General features: G+C 58.2%; 12 protein-coding genes. 8 read left to right on the top strand and 4 right to left on the bottom strand.

Annotated features, from left to right (window positions below; all coding sequences use genetic code 11):
• Window positions 1–140: 140 nt before the first annotated feature.
• The 5 genes from lysS to J2T55_RS13000 all read left to right on the top strand — a co-directional run bounded on the left by lysS (window position 141) and on the right by J2T55_RS13000 (window position 4462).
• Window positions 141–1634, top strand: a complete 1494-nt coding sequence (gene lysS, locus J2T55_RS13020; RefSeq protein ID WP_259057798.1) for a lysine--tRNA ligase — start codon at window positions 141–143, stop codon at window positions 1632–1634.
• A 274-nt stretch (window positions 1635–1908) separates the two neighbouring features.
• Entirely contained in the window at window positions 1909–2157 is a 249-nt protein-coding gene (locus J2T55_RS13015) for an HvfA family oxazolone/thioamide-modified RiPP metallophore (protein WP_259057796.1), read from the top strand.
• 31 nt (window positions 2158–2188) lie between these two features.
• A complete protein-coding gene (locus J2T55_RS13010; RefSeq protein ID WP_259057794.1) occupies window positions 2189–3046 on the top strand; it encodes an HvfB family MNIO-type RiPP peptide maturase in 858 nt (285 codons plus the stop codon).
• Window positions 3033–3791 carry an HvfC family RiPP maturation protein gene (locus J2T55_RS13005; protein ID WP_259057792.1) on the top strand — a complete coding sequence of 253 codons (759 nt, stop codon included), beginning with the start codon at window positions 3033–3035 and terminating at the stop codon, window positions 3789–3791. The genes J2T55_RS13010 and J2T55_RS13005 overlap by 14 nt, the downstream gene beginning before the upstream one ends.
• A gap of 59 nt (window positions 3792–3850) precedes the next feature.
• The gene (locus J2T55_RS13000; protein WP_259057790.1) at window positions 3851–4462 is read left to right on the top strand and encodes an HvfX family Cu-binding RiPP maturation protein; all 612 of its coding nucleotides are present in this window, start codon (window positions 3851–3853) and stop codon (window positions 4460–4462) included.
• Here J2T55_RS13000 and J2T55_RS12995 read toward each other — a convergent pair.
• Together J2T55_RS12995 and J2T55_RS12990 are read right to left on the bottom strand one after the other, a co-directional pair.
• A complete protein-coding gene (locus J2T55_RS12995; protein WP_259057788.1) occupies window positions 4459–6945 on the bottom strand; it encodes an EAL domain-containing protein in 2487 nt (828 codons plus the stop codon). The genes J2T55_RS13000 and J2T55_RS12995 overlap by 4 nt on opposite strands.
• A 188-nt stretch (window positions 6946–7133) precedes the next feature.
• Window positions 7134–8360 carry a Y-family DNA polymerase gene (locus J2T55_RS12990; RefSeq protein WP_259057786.1) on the bottom strand — a complete coding sequence of 409 codons (1227 nt, stop codon included), beginning with the start codon at window positions 8358–8360 and terminating at the stop codon, window positions 7134–7136.
• Window positions 8361–8472: 112 nt separating this feature from the next.
• On the opposite strand from J2T55_RS12990, the gene J2T55_RS12985 reads away from it, so the two are divergent.
• The gene (locus tag J2T55_RS12985; protein WP_259057784.1) at window positions 8473–9390 is read left to right on the top strand and encodes a cobalamin-binding protein; all 918 of its coding nucleotides are present in this window, start codon (window positions 8473–8475) and stop codon (window positions 9388–9390) included.
• Window positions 9391–9725: 335 nt separating this feature from the next.
• On the top strand, window positions 9726–9989 hold the full coding sequence (locus tag J2T55_RS12980; protein WP_259057782.1) for a hypothetical protein: 264 nt from the start codon (window positions 9726–9728) through the stop codon (window positions 9987–9989).
• 57 nt (window positions 9990–10046) lie between these two features.
• On the opposite strand, the gene katG is transcribed toward J2T55_RS12980, so the two are convergent.
• Window positions 10047–12275 carry a catalase/peroxidase HPI gene (katG, locus tag J2T55_RS12975; protein ID WP_407660102.1) on the bottom strand — a complete coding sequence of 743 codons (2229 nt, stop codon included), beginning with the start codon at window positions 12273–12275 and terminating at the stop codon, window positions 10047–10049.
• 851 nt (window positions 12276–13126) lie between these two features.
• Here katG and J2T55_RS12970 point away from each other — a divergent pair.
• The gene (locus tag J2T55_RS12970) at window positions 13127–14032 is read left to right on the top strand and encodes a DMT family transporter (RefSeq protein ID WP_407660104.1); all 906 of its coding nucleotides are present in this window, start codon (window positions 13127–13129) and stop codon (window positions 14030–14032) included.
• 86 nt (window positions 14033–14118) lie between these two features.
• Here J2T55_RS12970 and J2T55_RS12965 read toward each other — a convergent pair whose 3' ends face one another.
• On the bottom strand, window positions 14119–15345 hold the full coding sequence (locus J2T55_RS12965) for an argininosuccinate synthase (protein ID WP_259057779.1): 1227 nt from the start codon (window positions 15343–15345) through the stop codon (window positions 14119–14121).
• Between the last annotated feature and the right edge of the window lie 375 nt (window positions 15346–15720).

Genomic DNA, 15720 nt, shown 5'->3' with positions numbered 1-15720 from the left:
ATACGAGATACGAGATACGAGATACGAGATACGAGATACGAGATACGAGATACGAGATACGAGATACGAGATACGAGATACGAGATACGAGATACTGCATAAGAATCTGGATCACAAAAATCGAGTAATTTATCAGAACCATGTCCGAGAATAATGAGAACGACCTCCTCGCCCAGCGCCGTGCCAAGCTGGACAGTCTGCGTGAGCAGGGCAATGCCTATCCGAACGATTTCAAGCCGGATACGACCGCGGCGGCCATTCTTGCCGAGCACGAAAACAAATCGGCCGAGGAACTTGAACAGGCGGGCATCGAGGTCGCCGTTGCCGGGCGCATGCTGACGCGCCGGGTGATGGGCAAGGCGGCGTTTGCGCACGTGCAGGATCGTAGCGGCCGCATCCAGCTTTATATTCGTCGCGACGATTTGCCCGAGGGCGTTTACAAACAGTTCAAGGACTGGGATCTGGGCGACATCGTCGCCGCGCGTGGCAAGGTGTTCAAGACCAAGACCGGTGAGCTGTCGGTGCACGTGCAGGAACTGCAGCTGCTGGTGAAATCGCTGCGGCCGCTGCCGGAAAAATTCCACGGCCTGTCGGACCAGGAAACGCGCTATCGCCAGCGCTATCTGGATCTCATCATGAACAACGACAGTCGGCGCGTGTTCGACGTGCGCAGCCGGGTTCTCGATCACATTCGCCAGTTTCTGCGCGAGCGCGACTTTGTCGAGGTCGAGACGCCGATGATGCACCCGATTCCCGGCGGCGCGACGGCCAGGCCGTTCATTACCCATCACAACAGCCTCGACATGGATCTCTACCTGCGTATCGCGCCGGAGCTGTACCTGAAACGACTTGTGGTTGGCGGCCTGGAACGCGTGTTCGAGATCAACCGCAGTTTCCGCAACGAGGGGCTGTCGCCGCGGCACAACCCCGAGTTCACCATGCTCGAGTTCTACCAGGCCTACGCCGACTATCGTGACCTGATGGAACATACCGAAACGCTGCTGACCGGCCTGGTTGAAGCCATCTTCGACACGACCACGATCGAATACCAGGGCACGTGCATCGACATGGCGGCGCCGTACCAGCGCCTGACCGTGCGCGAGGCGGTGAAGCAGTACAACGAAGGCGTGACCGACGCTGACTTTGCCTCGCTGGAGTCAGCCCGCGCGCTGGCCGAACGACTGGGCCTCAAGATCGAGGGCGATCCCGGCATCGGTGCGATCGAGTTCGAGATTTTTGAAGAGACGGTCGAGGGCAAGCTCGAGCAGCCGACTTTCATCACCGAGTTTCCGATCGAGGTGTCACCCCTGGCGCGGCGTAGCGACAGCAACCCGGCGGTTACCGACCGGTTCGAGCTGTTCGTCACCGGCCGCGAACTGGCCAATGGTTTTTCCGAACTGAATGATCCCGAGGATCAGGCGGCGCGCTTTCGCGAGCAGGCCGAGCGCAAGCAGGCCGGCGACGCCGAGGCCATGCATTTCGATGCCGACTATATCACCGCGCTGGAACACGGCCTGCCGCCGACTGCCGGCGAGGGCATCGGTATCGACCGGCTGGTCATGCTGCTGACCGACTCGGCCACTATTCGTGACGTCATCCTCTTCCCGCAGCTGCGCCAACGACAGGACGATTGACTGGCCAATCAATAAGTTATCGCAGGGATTCCGGCCCACCGGTCAGGCTGGTCGAAAGCGATGCCCCTAGCGCGAACTTTGCCTGCATCTGCAGGGTCAACCAGTTCGTAATCCCCAGAACAGGATGTCGGCCGTGGCCAGGTTGTAACACTGGGTCGCTTGCTGCATCTAATCTGCCAGTACAGGGCAAGTTGGGAAGCCTGTTGAGCCCTGCCCTGACAAGTAGTCCCCCGATTGATTACGGGGTCCCCAGTCAATAACCGGAGGTTATGTTATGTCTACGAAGTCGAATCTATCCCTCGCCGCGGCGACCACTTTTGCTGTCTCGCTGGCTGCCAGCCCGCTGGCCAGTGCCGCTGACAATCCTTTCACCATGACCGAGCACAGCAGCAGCTACAAGGTTGCCGAGGGCAACTGTGGTGAAAAGGACGGTGAAGGCAAGTGTGGTGAAAAGGATGGCGAAGGTAAGTGTGGTGAAAAGGATGGTGAAGGCAAATGCGGTGAGGGCAAGTGCGGCGGTTAATTGACCGCACCAGCCTGAGCATTTGATACTTATGCCATCTGCATATCCTGTAGAGGGTTCCGGTCTCGGTCTGCGGCGGGCTTTTCTCGGCCCGCTGGCAGACCGGCCGTCTGATAAGGTCGACTTCTACGAGGTCGCGCCGGAAAACTGGATCGATATCGGCGGTCGCAACGGCCGGCTGTTTCGCCAGATGACCGAGCGTTACCCGTTTGTCTGTCACGGCCTGTCACTGAATCTTGGCGGTCCAGCGCCGCTGGACGAAGCCTTTTTGCATCGCGTGCGCCAGTTTCTCGACACGCACAACATCCGCTGCTACAGCGAACATCTGAGCTACTGCGGTGACGATGCGCACCTGTACGACCTGCTGCCGATACCGTTTACGGAAGAGGCGGTGGACTACGTGTCGGAACGCATTCAGCGCGCCCAGGACATTCTCGGCCGGCGGCTGGCCGTGGAAAATGTGTCCTATTATGCCGCGCCCGGTCAGCAGATGACCGAGATCGAATTCATCAATGCCGTTCTGGAACGCGCCGACTGCCAGTTACTGCTCGACGTTAACAATATCTACGTCAACAGCATCAATCATCGTTACGACCCGGTCGAGTATCTGTACGCGCTACCGGCCGAACGCATCGCCTACTCGCACATTGCCGGTCATTCCGAGGAAGCCGAGGACCTGCGCGTCGACACCCACGGTGCCGATGTCATCGACCCGGTCTGGGATCTGCTCGATAAGGCCTATGCAAGGTTCGGCGTATTTCCGACCCTGCTTGAGCGTGATTTCAACATTCCGCCACTGGACACCCTGCTGAGCGAGGTCGAGACGATCAGCCAGTTCCAGCAGCGTCATGCGGCAGACGCAGCGTTACCCCAGCATGCCAGCGCCTGACAGTTTCCGCGATATCCAGTACCACTTTACCCGTCACCTGCGTGATCCCGAGCATGAGCCGGCTCCGGCGGATGTCGAGGATCGGCGCATGGCAATCTATCGGCGATTACTCTTCAATAATGTCGCCAACTTCATAGCCAACGCGTTTCCGGTACTGCGTTCATTAGTGGACGACGAGCGCTGGCAAATGATGATGCGTGACTATTTCCGCAATCACCAGGCGACCAATCCGCTGTTTCCGCAGATGCCGACCGAGTTTCTGAAGTATCTTGAGCAGGAGCGCGATGCGCAGGACGATCCGCCGTGGATGCCGGAATTGGCCCACTACGAATGGCTGGAAACGGCGACGGCGATCGACCCGCGCGAAATCGACATGACCGGCATCGACGCTGACGGTGATCTGCTGGCCGGCGTGCCGGTACTCAGTCCACTGGCCAACCCGGTCGCCTACACCTGGCCAGTGCACCAGCTGGGCCCCGACAATCTGCCACAAGTTGCGCCCGAACAGCCCACCTACCTGGTCGTCTACCGTAATGTTGAAGACAGGGTCGGTTTCATGGAGCTCAATCCGGTAACGGCCCGGCTGGTGGACCTGATCCAGTCAGGCGATGGCACGGGTCAGCAACATATCGAGCAGATCATCGGTGAAATCAATCATCCCAATCCCGAGGCTGTCATGAGCGGCGGTCAACAGGCACTGCAACGGCTGCATCAATGTAACATCCTGCTCGGCACGCGCATCTAACCCGCAACCATTAACAATCAATCATTCCGGCCTCATGACAGGTCAAGGGAGGAGGTTTCATGTTGCGCATGCTCAATCGATTGCAGGACTGGCTGGATCAAACCCGGAGTGTGGATTTCATCGCGCCGTTACTGCTGCGCTTATACCTGGCACCGATCTTTCTGATAGCCGGCAGTAATAAACTCGACGGGTTCATGCCGGATGCCAATACGGTATCCTGGTTTGGCAATCCCGACTGGGGGCTGGGTTTGCCACTGCCATGGTTGATGACCTTTCTTGCCGCCTATTCCGAAGTGCTGGGCGGTGCTGCCCTGTTGCTCGGACTCGCCGTGCGCTGGTTTTCCATTCCATTGATGGTGACCATGCTGGTAGCCATATTCAGTGTCCATCTGAAAAATGGCTGGCAGGCGATCGCCGACCCGACCATGTGCCTGTTCAACTGTGAGGCGGCGCAGGCGGCAGTGACGCGGCTGGACAAGGCAAAGGATATATTGCGCGAACACGGTAACTACAATTGGTTGACCGAGCAGGGCAATTTCGTGGTCCTGAACAATGGCATCGAGTTCGCTGCAACCTACTTCATCATGCTGCTGGCGCTGTTCTTCATCGGTGCCGGGCGTTATCTCAGTCTGGATTACTGGATCGCGCGCGCCTGGCGCTATCACGATTAGCCGACATCGGCTTGATGGTCCTCGGCGTAAACCTCGCTGAGCAGTTCCGGCCGCCGGATGATGTAGCCCTGGACGTAATCGACCCCAATCTCATGGAGGGCGTCGAGCACGTTCTGGTTGCTTATGTTCTTGACGATGGTCTGTGCGCCGATGCGATGACTGAGCTGGTTGATGGATTCGATCAGGGTGTAGTCGAGTGAACGCGGCTGCGGATCCTGCATCTGCCGGGCGTCGATCTTGATGTAATCAAGATTGAGTGACTGCAGGTAGCGGAACGCACCGAGACTGAAACCGAAGTCGTCGATCGCAGCGCGGCAGCCATTTCTGTGTAACATGTTGAGCAACTCAGCGCTACGATCGGGTTCGCTGACCAGCGCCCTCTCACCCAGTTCAAAGCACAGCCGGTTGGCTATGGCGCCGCTTTCCTTCAGCATTTCCGCAATTCTATCCAGGCTGCGCGGGTCGTTGATGGTCTGCAACGACAGGTTGATGTTGATGCGTTCGTTGTCCTGCAGGAATGCCTTGTGACTGTGCATGAACTCAAGCACGCTGTCGAGGACGGCCAGGTCAATCTGCGGCAGCAGGTGGTAGCGCTGTGCGACGCTGAGAAAACGTCGCGGCATGATCAGCCGGCCGTCGGGGTCGCAGACGCGCAGCAGGATCTCGTTGATGTTTACCGGGTTGAACGAATCCAGTGGCTCTATCGTCTGTGAATAGAGCTTGAAGTGACGACCATGGATCGACTGCATGATTGATTCGATCCAGCGCGATTCACTCTGTTCGTCTTGCGGGGCATGACTGTTGGGAGCGTGGATGACCAGCTGGTCGCCACCGCGTTCCTTGGCCTGATAGCAGGCGGTGTCGGCGCTGCGCAACGCATCGTTAAGCAATGTGGTCGTATTGTCTATGGGCACGATGCCGATACTGGCGCTGACATTGAAGCTGTAACCTTCCCATTCAAACTGCATGTCGCGCAGGGTATTGCGCAGCCCATCGCCGATAAGACGGGCGCGTTCCGTATCGCAGCTGTAGAGGATGAGGCCGAACTCGTCACCACCGACCCGCGCCAGCGTATCCGTATCACGAATACGTTCACGCAGTTGCCCGGCAATTTTCTTCAGTAACGTATCGCCGGCAATATGCCCACAGGTATCGTTGATCAGCTTGAAGTTGTCCAGATCGATGAAACACAGGGCGTGCTCCCGCTCCTCGATCGTATGCTTTTCCAGCAGGTTTTCCATGCGCAGTTCGAATTCGCGCCGGTTGATGAGACCGGTCAATGGATCGTGGGTAGCCTGCCATGACAGTGTGCGCAACTGGTCGCGGCGCTGACTCACATCGCGGATCGCCAGTACCGCGCCGCGGATTTCACCCTGGCCGTCGCGCAGTGGCGTGGTCTCGAATTCAATGCCGTATTCGAGACCATCCTGGCGCACGAGAATGGAGTAGTCGTTGCCCTGGACTGTGCTGCGGTTCTGCAGGCAGCGATGGACGGGATCCTCGATACGGACGCGGTTCTGTTCGTCGATGATGCGGATAATGTCGGTGCTGCTGCGGCCGTTGGCGGTCGTTGCCGACCAGCCGCAGTATTCCTCCGCCAGCGGATTCATGTAGATGATGCGACCGTCGAGGTCGGTTGTGATCACGGCCTCCTTGATCGAATTCAGCGTCAGCTCCGACGACAGGCGTGCGGCATTGAGCTTGAGCCCGTTTTGCTCCTGGTCGTGAACGGCCTTTTTCAGCTGCAGGTTGGCGACGCGGTTCTTTTCATTGGTTTCGTAGAGCGAGGCGGTATACTGCTGGGCGTCCTCGGCCAGGCGAAAGGCACGCAGCAGTACGGTATGGTAATTCCAGGCGGCGATCATCAGACCGGCGACCATAAGGACCAGACCACCGAGCCATGTGACGGCAATATTGTCGGCGACGAAGACCAAACCGAGGATGGCCGGCAATGTGCTTACCAGCAGGAAACTGCCGTAGCTGTTCAGTACGGCGGCCAGCACCGGCAGGTGCGCGGTACAAAGCAGGCACAACAGCATCAAATAGAAGGTCTGTTGACCGCCGCTCAGGTACGGCAGCATGAGGGCAAAGCCGATACCCCAGGCCAGGCCGCTGGCACCGGCCAGCGTGGTCTGGTAGCGCGTCCACGAAGTGATCGCGGCGATGCGTTTCTCGTTACGGGTGTACTCGTGCAGGATGAAGCTGTGCAGTGCGCTGTTGAGACCGAGAAATGCCAGCCATGGCAGCAGCAGGTAATCCGGTACCGTGTTCCAGAAGGCGGTCGTCAATACGGCCGTCAGTACCACCACGGCACTGATGCCGAGGGGCGCCTGGCGGAACAGGGCGCGCAGTTGCTCGCGTTGCTGGTTGACCTCGGTGTTCACGGGCCGGTCGTCAAGCGCCAGGCCAAGTGCATCGCCGGCATTGCTATCGGCGGCGGTGCTGTCGTTGCCCGTCAGGGCGTCGTCGCTTGTTTCTGCCATGATCGTTACGGCTCCTGACACGAGCAAACATTCGCGGAAAGGCGTGCCGGGCGCGGCGCGGCACCAGCACAACATTAGAAGCGTACGACATTCTTGCGCGATATGCGCGTGAAGCCCCTCACAGAACGATCATTCTTGACCCGGTTTTTTGTCAAAACAATGCGTTATGGCCACTTTTAGACTCGGTCTCATGTGTCGCCCTCGAGCTGCGGATCGGGAATGTGGGTGAAGGCGATGCGCATCGGCGCGCTGTCGCGGGCCGTGTGGGCGCCGCCGAAGTAGACACTGTGGCGGCCGAACTTTTCATTGATGGCGTCCATGGCCATGTTCAGCTGCTCGCGCTCGTTATCCGCCTCGGCAAACAGCGACAGCGTATGGCCACGCTTTTCCCCGAGGTCGGCCAGTACCACGCCGACCCGCAACAGCGGCGGTGCTTCCCGGGGCCGGCGCCGCCAGAGCATCTTCAGCGCCCGCAACAGTTCCAGCGTGTCGTCGGAGGGGTCGAGCTTCAGCTTGTCGCGCCAGGAGCGTTTGTCGAAATAGTCGAGCTGTAGCAGGAGCCGGCCGCTGACCAGTTGCTCATGGCGCAGCCGGGTTGCGGCTTTCTGCAGCAGTTTCTGAATAATGGCCCAGGCCGCCTGTGGTGAGCGTGACTCCGGCGCCAGAACATGTGAGTGACCGAGACTGCTCTTGCGCGTCGGTGGCGTGTACACCTGCTCGCCGCGCAGCCGCTCGTACATGCGCTCGCCCTCGATGCCATTCCAGGCGTGTTGCAGCGTCGCCTTGCTGGCCGCATAGAGATCTTCCATGGTGAAGATGCCGAGGTTGTTCAGCCGCTCGATCATGCGCGGGCCGACACCGTAGAGTTCGTTGATGTCAACGCCATACAGCCGTTCGGGCAGTGCTTCCTTTTCGATGACCACCAACCCATCCGGCTTTTCCAGCTTCGATGCCAGCTTGGCCAGAAAACCGTTCGGTGCGATGCCGATCGAGCAGCGCATCTGCTCGCCAACTGCGGCGTAGATCGCCTGCTTGACCTGCCGGGCCAGATCCTCGGCCACCGTCCGCTGGCTCTGGCGGCGATCCAGTGTGCAGACCATTTCGTCGATCGACAGCACTCTGTCGACCGGAATCTGGTCCCCGACTACCTTGACCAGGTGGTGGTGAAAGTCGACGTACACCGGCGGCCGCGCCTGGACAATCTGGATACCCGGGCAGCGCCGCCGCGCCTCGGCGACCTGCGTGCCGGTCTTGATGCCGAATGCCTTGGCCTCGTAGCTGGCGGCGATACAGCAGGTTGTCTCGGCCATCACCGGCACCACGCCCACCGGTAGACCGCGCAGTTCGGGCCGCAGCTGCTGCTCGACCGAGGCGAAGTAGGCGTTGAAGTCGATGAAAAAGGCGCGAAGCGTCATGGCCCCAACTGTACCCCGATAAAAGTTCTCTGAAAAGAGAACTTTTATCGGGGTACAGTAACCGTATATTTCACAATCTACGCGGGCGCTTCCCTATGTCAGAATGATGCCCATGAAAATCGTATCCCTGCTCCCCAGCGCCACCGAAATGGTCTGCGCGCTCGGCCTAGAGGACCAGCTCGTCGGCGTCAGTCACGAGTGTGACTATCCCGGGTCGGTCAAGCAGCTGCCTCACGTCACCCGCTCGTTTATCCCGGCCGATGCCGGCAGCGGCGATATCGATCGGCTGGTGCAAGAGCGCCTGCAACAGGACAAGGCGCTGTACGCTTTGGACCATGAAAAACTCCGGCAGCTGCAGCCCGATCTCATCGTGACCCAGGCGCTGTGCGACGTCTGCGCCGTGGCTGAGTCCGAGGTGCAGGCCGTTGCTCGCGACCTGCCGGGCCGGCCGGCCATCATCAACCTGGAACCGCATACCCTGGATGAGATGCTCGAATCGCTGCGCGACCTGGCCAGGGCCGCCGGTGCCGAGCGTCAGGGCGAGGCGGCCATCAGTGAACTGCAGTCACGCATTGATGCCGTAACGGGCCGGTTCGAAACGGTGCACCGCCGCCGGCGCGTCGCCTTGCTCGAATGGCTGGACCCGCCGTTCTCGTCAGGTCACTGGACGCCGGAAATCATCCGGCTGGCCGGCGGCGAGGAAGTACTCGGCAGGGAAGGCGAGCGTTCGAAACGGCTGACCTGGGAAGCCGTCATTGCCAGTCAACCGGAGTTCGTCTTCATCGCCTGTTGCGGTTACGACGTCGAACGCACAAAGCAGGACTTGCCGCTGCTTGATCGGGTCGAAGGTTGGCAGGACCTGCCGGCCGTACAGAAGGGCCAGGTCTATATCATCGATGGTTCGCAATATTTCAGCCGTCCCGGCCCGCGCCTTGTCGACAGCCTGGAAATGATCGCCCACGTCTTGCATCCTGAAGTTCACGCACTACCGCATGGTGTGCCACAGTCGTTACGAATAGGGGACAGTTAAACCTCGACGTTACTCCGGAACTCGTCAGGCGGTAATCCGACATCTCGTAAAAAAAAAAGGCACTTGATAGACTCCTTCCCCCTTGATGGGCGAAGGTTGGGATGGGGGTGAATGAAAAGAGCTCTTGCCTACGAATACGCAAAAAACCATAAATCGCAATTCCGGAAATTATGTACTAGCCTTTAGCGGGGCATTTTTAGTCAGTCGCCACAGCTGACGATCGAATCTCGATGTAGATGGCATCAAAGAAAAAATCTTTGATCACTTCCCTTGATGATTAAGGGTCCGAGGCTGTCCCGGCAAGCAATGAAGTCGTGAATAGGGGAATAAAAAACGTGAACAACAGCGAACCGGCGTTACCGCCGGAAGCCGTCCAGGCGCTGCAAAAGGGCAACAGGCTCGGAGCCATCAAGCACGTCAGCCGGATCAACGGCACAAGCCTGAAACGATCGAAGGAAATCGTTGACCTCTATATTGAAAGTCGTCCGGACATGAAAAAGCACCTGTCATCAATGCATGTTTCCAGAAGCATTATCGGTCTTGGTTTCATGATTGCACTGGGACTGGCAGGCTGGTACTGGGTGATTTGGGCACAATAACTCTGTAGGCGCAGCCAATCCCTGGCTGCGCCCGGTTCTTCTGATACGCTGCAGTGATTACAGCCGATCGAAACGATCCGCGTTCATCACCTTGTTCCACGCAGCGGCGAAGTCACGCACGAACTTCTCCTGCGCGTCGTTCTGCGCATAAACCTCCGAGATGGCACGCAGCTGCGAGTTCGAGCCGAAGACAAGATCGACGCGGGTGGCGGTCCACTTGACCTTGCCCGTCTTGCGATCGCGCAGTTCGAACTCTTCTTCTTGGTCGTCCGTGATGACCCACTCGTTGCTCATGTCTATCAGGTTCTTGAAGAAGTCGTTCGATAGCGTCTCGGGCTTGTCGGTGAACACACCATGGCTGGAACCATTGACGTTGGTGTTCAGCATACGCATGCCACCGACGAGCACGGTCATTTCGGGTGCGGTCAACGTCAGTAGCTGTGCCCGATCCAGAAGCATCTCCTCGGCCGACACGGTGAACCGTGTCTTCTGATAATTGCGGAAACCGTCGGCCACCGGTTCGAGTACGTCGAAGCTTTCCACCTCGGTCCATTCCGCCGAGGCATCGGTGCGTCCCGGGTAGAACGAGATATCGATGTCGGTGCCGGCCTTTTTCGCCGCCGCTTCGACCGCGGCGTTGCCACCAAGCACGATCAGGTCGGCGAGCGATACCCGCTTGTTACCAGACTGCTTGTTGTTGAAGTCCTTCTGGATACCCTCAAGTTTGTCGAGTACCTTCGCCAGTTGCCTGGGCTGATTGACCTCCCAGTTCTTCTGCGGCTCAAGCCGGATGCGTGCACCGTTGGCACCGCCGCGCATGTCGGAACCGCGGAACGTCGACGCCGAGGCCCAGGCGGTGGAGACCAGTTCGCCGATGGACAGGCCGGAATCGAGAAGGGTCTTCTTCAGTGCCTTGATGTCTTGGTCATCAATCAGCTCATGATCGACGGTTGGCACCGGGTCCTGCCAGATCAAGTCCTCTGCCGGCACTTCCGGACCGAGATAACGCGACTTCGGACCCATGTCGCGGTGAATCAGCTTGAACCAGGCGCGGGCAAAGGCATCCGCCAGCTCATCCGGATTCTCGTGGAAGTGCTTCGAGATCGGCCCGTAGTTCGGATCGACCTTCAGCGACAGGTCGGTCGTCAGCATGATGGTCTTCTCGCGCTGGGACGTATCGTGCGCGCACGGTGCCAGATCCTTGTCCGCGACGTTCTTCGGCGTCCACTGATGCTTGCCGGCGGGACTCTTGTCGAGTTCCCACTCGTAACCGAACAGCATGTCGAAATAGCTGTTGTCCCACTGCGTCGGCTGTGGCGACCAGGCGCCCTCGATGCCACTGGTGATTGCGAATTCGTTGCTGTTGCCCTGCTTGTTGAGCCAGCCGAGACCCTGTTCCTGAATGGGTGCGGCTTCGGGTGCTGGCCCGCAATTGTCTTCCGGCACAGCACCGTGGCACTTGCCGAAGGTGTGGCCGCCGGCGATCAACGCGACCGTCTCGTAGTCGTTCATCGCCATGCGACTGAAAGTCTCGCGGATATCCTGCGCGGCCTTGTACGGATCCGGCTCGCCGTCCGGGCCTTCCGGGTTCACGTAGATCAGACCCATCTGCACGTTGGCCAGCGGCTGTTCGAGTTCGCGATCGCCTGAATAACGGCTCTTCCTGTCGCTGCTGTCGGCCAGCCATTCTTCCTCGGCGCCCCAGTAAACATCATTCTCGGATTCCCAGATGTCCTCGCGGCCAAAGCCGAAGCCGAAGGTCTTGAAGCCCATGTCTTCCAGCGCGCAGTTGCCGGCGAGGATGATCAGATCGGCCCACGACACCTTGTTGCCGTATTTCTGCTTGAGCGGCCAGAGCAGCCGACGCGCCTTGTCGACGTTGCCGTTATCCGGCCAGCTGTTGGTCGGCGCGAAACGCTGCGAACCCGTACCGCCGCCGCCACGGCCGTCACCCATGCGATAGGTCCCCGCGGCATGCCAGGACATACGGATGAACAGCGGACCATAGTGGCCGTAATCGGCCGGCCACCAGTCCTGCGATTCGCGCATCAGTGCGAATAAGTCCTTCTTAAGCGCCTGGACGTCGAGTTGCTTGAAGGCTTCCTTGTAGCTGTAATCCTCGCCCATGGGGTTGGACAGGGCGGAATGCTGATGAAGAATCGAGAGATTGAGCTGATTGGGCCACCAGTAATCGTTGCCCGGCCCGTCGCCGTGCAGCGCCGTACGCGCACCATGCATCACCGGGCATTTGCCACCATTGGCGACATCCTTGGGAATTGCGGCCATAATTACCTCCAACTATGCTGCACTGCAGCGATTTACAAGTATTTTGATAAAGCCCGTCCGGCTTTAAACACATTTAAATTTTAGTGCCACATGCAAAATTAAACAGGCATGCGTCATTAAGCAAATTGATTTTGATTTATATATCAATAGTCGATATTTATCGCTCAAGTACTCGTGCCTTGTCAGCAGTCTTGACCCATGGGCCAGTCAGTGAGGTCTTGACAATGGTATTGAGATTCTCGCGCCCACCCGTCATGCTGGCAGTTGATCGTTACCGGCGGATGGCCACGCCGCGGCGTAACGAGAAGACCGGAAGATTCCGTCATGCCGACTTTTGGCCAGGAGAAAACAACTTGCCGGGATCGCTACGGCGCCTGTAGGCCTCGCGATAACAGATTAAATACTATTGTCATTTCGGAAACCACGCACCTGAACACGTAGCGTCTTGCGCTGTTTTAATCAACGAGTTATAGCTTGATCAGACAGGGCAATCTTTAGAATCAGGAGATTGTCCAGCTGCTTGGGATATAAGTCGAAAATGCCATAAGGTTGGTCGTTTGAGGAAGGTGGTACTTTCAAGAAGTTCAAGCTGGCCAGCATCGACCTCCTGCTTGAGGAAACGTCTTTATAACCGGCAGCTAAAATGGGATACCAACTATGCGCTTCGCCGTTGGTGTCCTTTACCGTAGCGTTATACAGCCTATGTAGCGTTGGCCTTTTGCATTGGTAACTCAAAGAAGTTGCCTACCAGAAAAAGCTGCGGTTCAAAACTTACCTGGAACTAATGATAGAGGATTTGCAGAATGGTACGGGACACAGCTGCCCCGACGGGTTTAATTCCATCAGACAAGATGCTGGGCCTGAGTACGATGTTCGTAGTGCTTGCGGCACTATGCTGGGGGCTGTCAGGCGGCATCGGTGGCATTCTCACTGGCCAGGGCTGGGACCCGGTTGTGGTGTCGTTCTACCGCGGCGCGATCGGGCTGTTGTTCGTTCTCGTCTGGCTGGTGTTACGCCCACGCGGCAGCGGACTGGCAAGCCGTCGATTATGGTTCTGGTCGGCGATCGCCGGTGTGGGTGTGGCTGGCAACTTCGCGTTTTATTTCGTGAGCATCGCGGAGGGCAGTGTCGCGGTTGCAGCCACCCTGATGTACTGCGCACCGGTGTTCGTCTATCTCGTGTCTTTTACACTCAAGCTCGAAAGACCCACTCTGCCCAAGTGGGCCGCGATCGCGATGGTGATACTTGGCATCGTGCTGCTTACCGGTATTTACGAGGTTGGAGCGGATGACGTAACGCTAATCGCCGCCATTGCCGGATTGCTTTCCGGCCTGTCCTATGCGGTATTCATTTTCGGATTCAAGTATGCGGCCCCGCACGGCAGCCCGCAGGCGATTCTCGTTATAGCGTTCGCGGTACTCACCGCCATACTCATCGGCCTTAGCGATGCCGAGCAGACCGTGGCAGTGCTGAGTACGCCGAGTTGGCCACTGTTCGTGATCCTGGGCGTGCTTGGCGCCGGATTGTCTTTCGTTCTCTACATTATCGGTCTTAACCATACGGCGCCGGCCGTGGCCTCAATTGTGGCTATGGTCGAGCCGGTTACCGCGTCGCTATTCGGTGTCGTGGTTTTAAATGAAAGCCTGGCCGCACTACAGATTTTCGGCATGGCGCTGATTTTGGTCACGGTTACCGCACTGAGCGTATATTCGAGCGTTAAAAAGGAATCTCCTACGACTATACCACTTGCTGAGTAGCGCCTGATCTGGAGTTCATTATATTGCCAGGCTTTAGCGATATCCTTTTCGGCGGACTCCCCAGGCAGGGGTGTTTGGAGCTGACATTACTTCTGCTTGTTCTGTATACGTAGCCGCAGGGCATTGAGCTTGATAAACCCTTCCGCGTCCTTTTGATCGTAGGCACCCTTGTCGTCCTCAAAGGTCGAGATGCTTTGATCGAACAGGCTGTCGGTTTCGGATTTGCGGCCGACGACCATCATGTTGCCTTTGAACAGTTTCAGCCGGACAACGCCGTTGACGCGCGTCTGCGTATCGTCGATCAGCTTCTGCATGGACAGCCGTTCCGGGCTCCACCAGTAGCCGTTGTAAATCAGCGTGGCGTAGCGCGGCATCAAGTCGTCTTTCAGGTGCGCCAGTTCGCGGTCCAGCGTGATCGATTCGATTGCACGGTGTGCTTTCAGTAATAACGTGCCGCCGGGTGTTTCGTAACAGCCGCGTGACTTCATGCCGACGTAGCGGTTCTCGACGATGTCGGCGCGGCCGATGCCATGCATGCCGGCGACTTCATTCAGCTTGCGCAGCATCTTCGCCGGTGACAGTTTCTTGCCGTTGAACTCGACCGGGTCGCCTTTCTTGAAAGTGATCTCGACGTACTCTGGCTGGTCGGGGGCGAGTTCCGGGTCGACCGTACGCCGCCACATATCGGCTTCCGGTTCGTACCACGGGTCTTCCAGTTCGCCGCCCTCGTAGGAGATGTGCAGCAGGTTGGCGTCCATGGAGTAGGGCGCCTCGTTCTTCTTTTTCTTGCCCTCGACCGCTATGTCGTGCTTCTCGGCATAATTCAGCAGTTTTTCGCGCGAGTTCAGATCCCATTCGCGCCAGGGTGCAATGATTTTGATGTCCGGCTTGAGCGCGTAGGCACCGAGTTCGAACCGCACCTGGTCGTTGCCCTTGCCGGTGGCACCGTGGGAGATGGCCTGGGCACCGGTTTCCTCGGCGATCTCGACCAGGCGCTTGGCGATCAGCGGCCGCGCGATCGAGGTACCGAGCAGGTATTCGCCCTCGTATTCGGCATTGGCGCGGAACATCGGGAAGACATAGTCCTTGACGAACTCTTCATTCAAATCCTCGATGTAGATATCCTTGACCCCGAGCTTCTGGGCCTTGGCGCGCGCCGGTTCAACTTCCTCGCCCTGGCCTATGTCGGCGGTGAAGGTGACGACCTCGCAGCCGTATTCCTCCTGCAGCCATTTCAGGATGACGGAGGTGTCGAGGCCGCCGGAATAGGCGAGAACGACCTTGTTCAGCTTCCTGGATTTCGAAGCGCTCATGCGGTGAACTCCTGCTCGGGGTGCGAAAGAGGCGCTATTTTGCCGGTTTGGCGGGGACAGGTCCAGATGGGTCGTGTGGGAGCGGGATGCCCGCTCCAATCGCGGGGACGCGGGATGGCCTGCTGCCGGTTTGGTGGACACTTTGATAGAGTGTAACCAAGCCCAAGGAGGCAGCAGGCCAGCAGGCTCTTATATTCCCCATCAAGGGAGAAGGAACAAGGTGGCGCTTCGCGCTGTTGGTCGGTTCTCTCCCATAAGCGCAGGTATCGCCACTCACCAGTTACTAGGGCCTGTTGATCTTTCACATGGGCAGCCAGATTATCGCGCAGGCCAACGCAATCATACTGGCATAGTTTCGCTGCAGTTTGTCATAGC

Origin of the sequence: Methylohalomonas lacus, from assembly GCF_024808875.1 — a bacterium.
Lineage (GTDB): Bacteria > Pseudomonadota > Gammaproteobacteria > Methylohalomonadales > Methylohalomonadaceae > Methylohalomonas > Methylohalomonas lacus.
The sequence above is the reverse complement of the archived record's forward strand: the minus strand, read 5'-3'. Positions and strand labels throughout refer to the sequence as shown.

Excerpts from the sequence above, each read along its gene's own strand:
- lysS (WP_259057798.1), top strand. The coding sequence starts at position 141 with ATGTCCGAGAATAATGAGAACGACCTCCTCGCCCAGCGCCGTGCCAAG.
- J2T55_RS13015 (WP_259057796.1), top strand. The coding sequence starts at position 1,909 with ATGTCTACGAAGTCGAATCTATCCCTCGCCGCGGCGACCACTTTTGCT.
- J2T55_RS13010 (WP_259057794.1), top strand. The coding sequence starts at position 2,189 with ATGCCATCTGCATATCCTGTAGAGGGTTCCGGTCTCGGTCTGCGGCGG.
- J2T55_RS13005 (WP_259057792.1), top strand. The coding sequence starts at position 3,033 with ATGCCAGCGCCTGACAGTTTCCGCGATATCCAGTACCACTTTACCCGT.
- J2T55_RS13000 (WP_259057790.1), top strand. The coding sequence starts at position 3,851 with ATGTTGCGCATGCTCAATCGATTGCAGGACTGGCTGGATCAAACCCGG.
- J2T55_RS12995 (WP_259057788.1), bottom strand. The coding sequence starts at position 6,945 with ATGGCAGAAACAAGCGACGACGCCCTGACGGGCAACGACAGCACCGCC.
- J2T55_RS12990 (WP_259057786.1), bottom strand. The coding sequence starts at position 8,360 with ATGACGCTTCGCGCCTTTTTCATCGACTTCAACGCCTACTTCGCCTCG.
- J2T55_RS12985 (WP_259057784.1), top strand. The coding sequence starts at position 8,473 with ATGAAAATCGTATCCCTGCTCCCCAGCGCCACCGAAATGGTCTGCGCG.
- katG (WP_407660102.1), bottom strand. The coding sequence starts at position 12,275 with ATGGCCGCAATTCCCAAGGATGTCGCCAATGGTGGCAAATGCCCGGTG.
- J2T55_RS12970 (WP_407660104.1), top strand. The coding sequence starts at position 13,127 with ATGCTGGGCCTGAGTACGATGTTCGTAGTGCTTGCGGCACTATGCTGG.
- J2T55_RS12965 (WP_259057779.1), bottom strand. The coding sequence starts at position 15,345 with ATGAGCGCTTCGAAATCCAGGAAGCTGAACAAGGTCGTTCTCGCCTAT.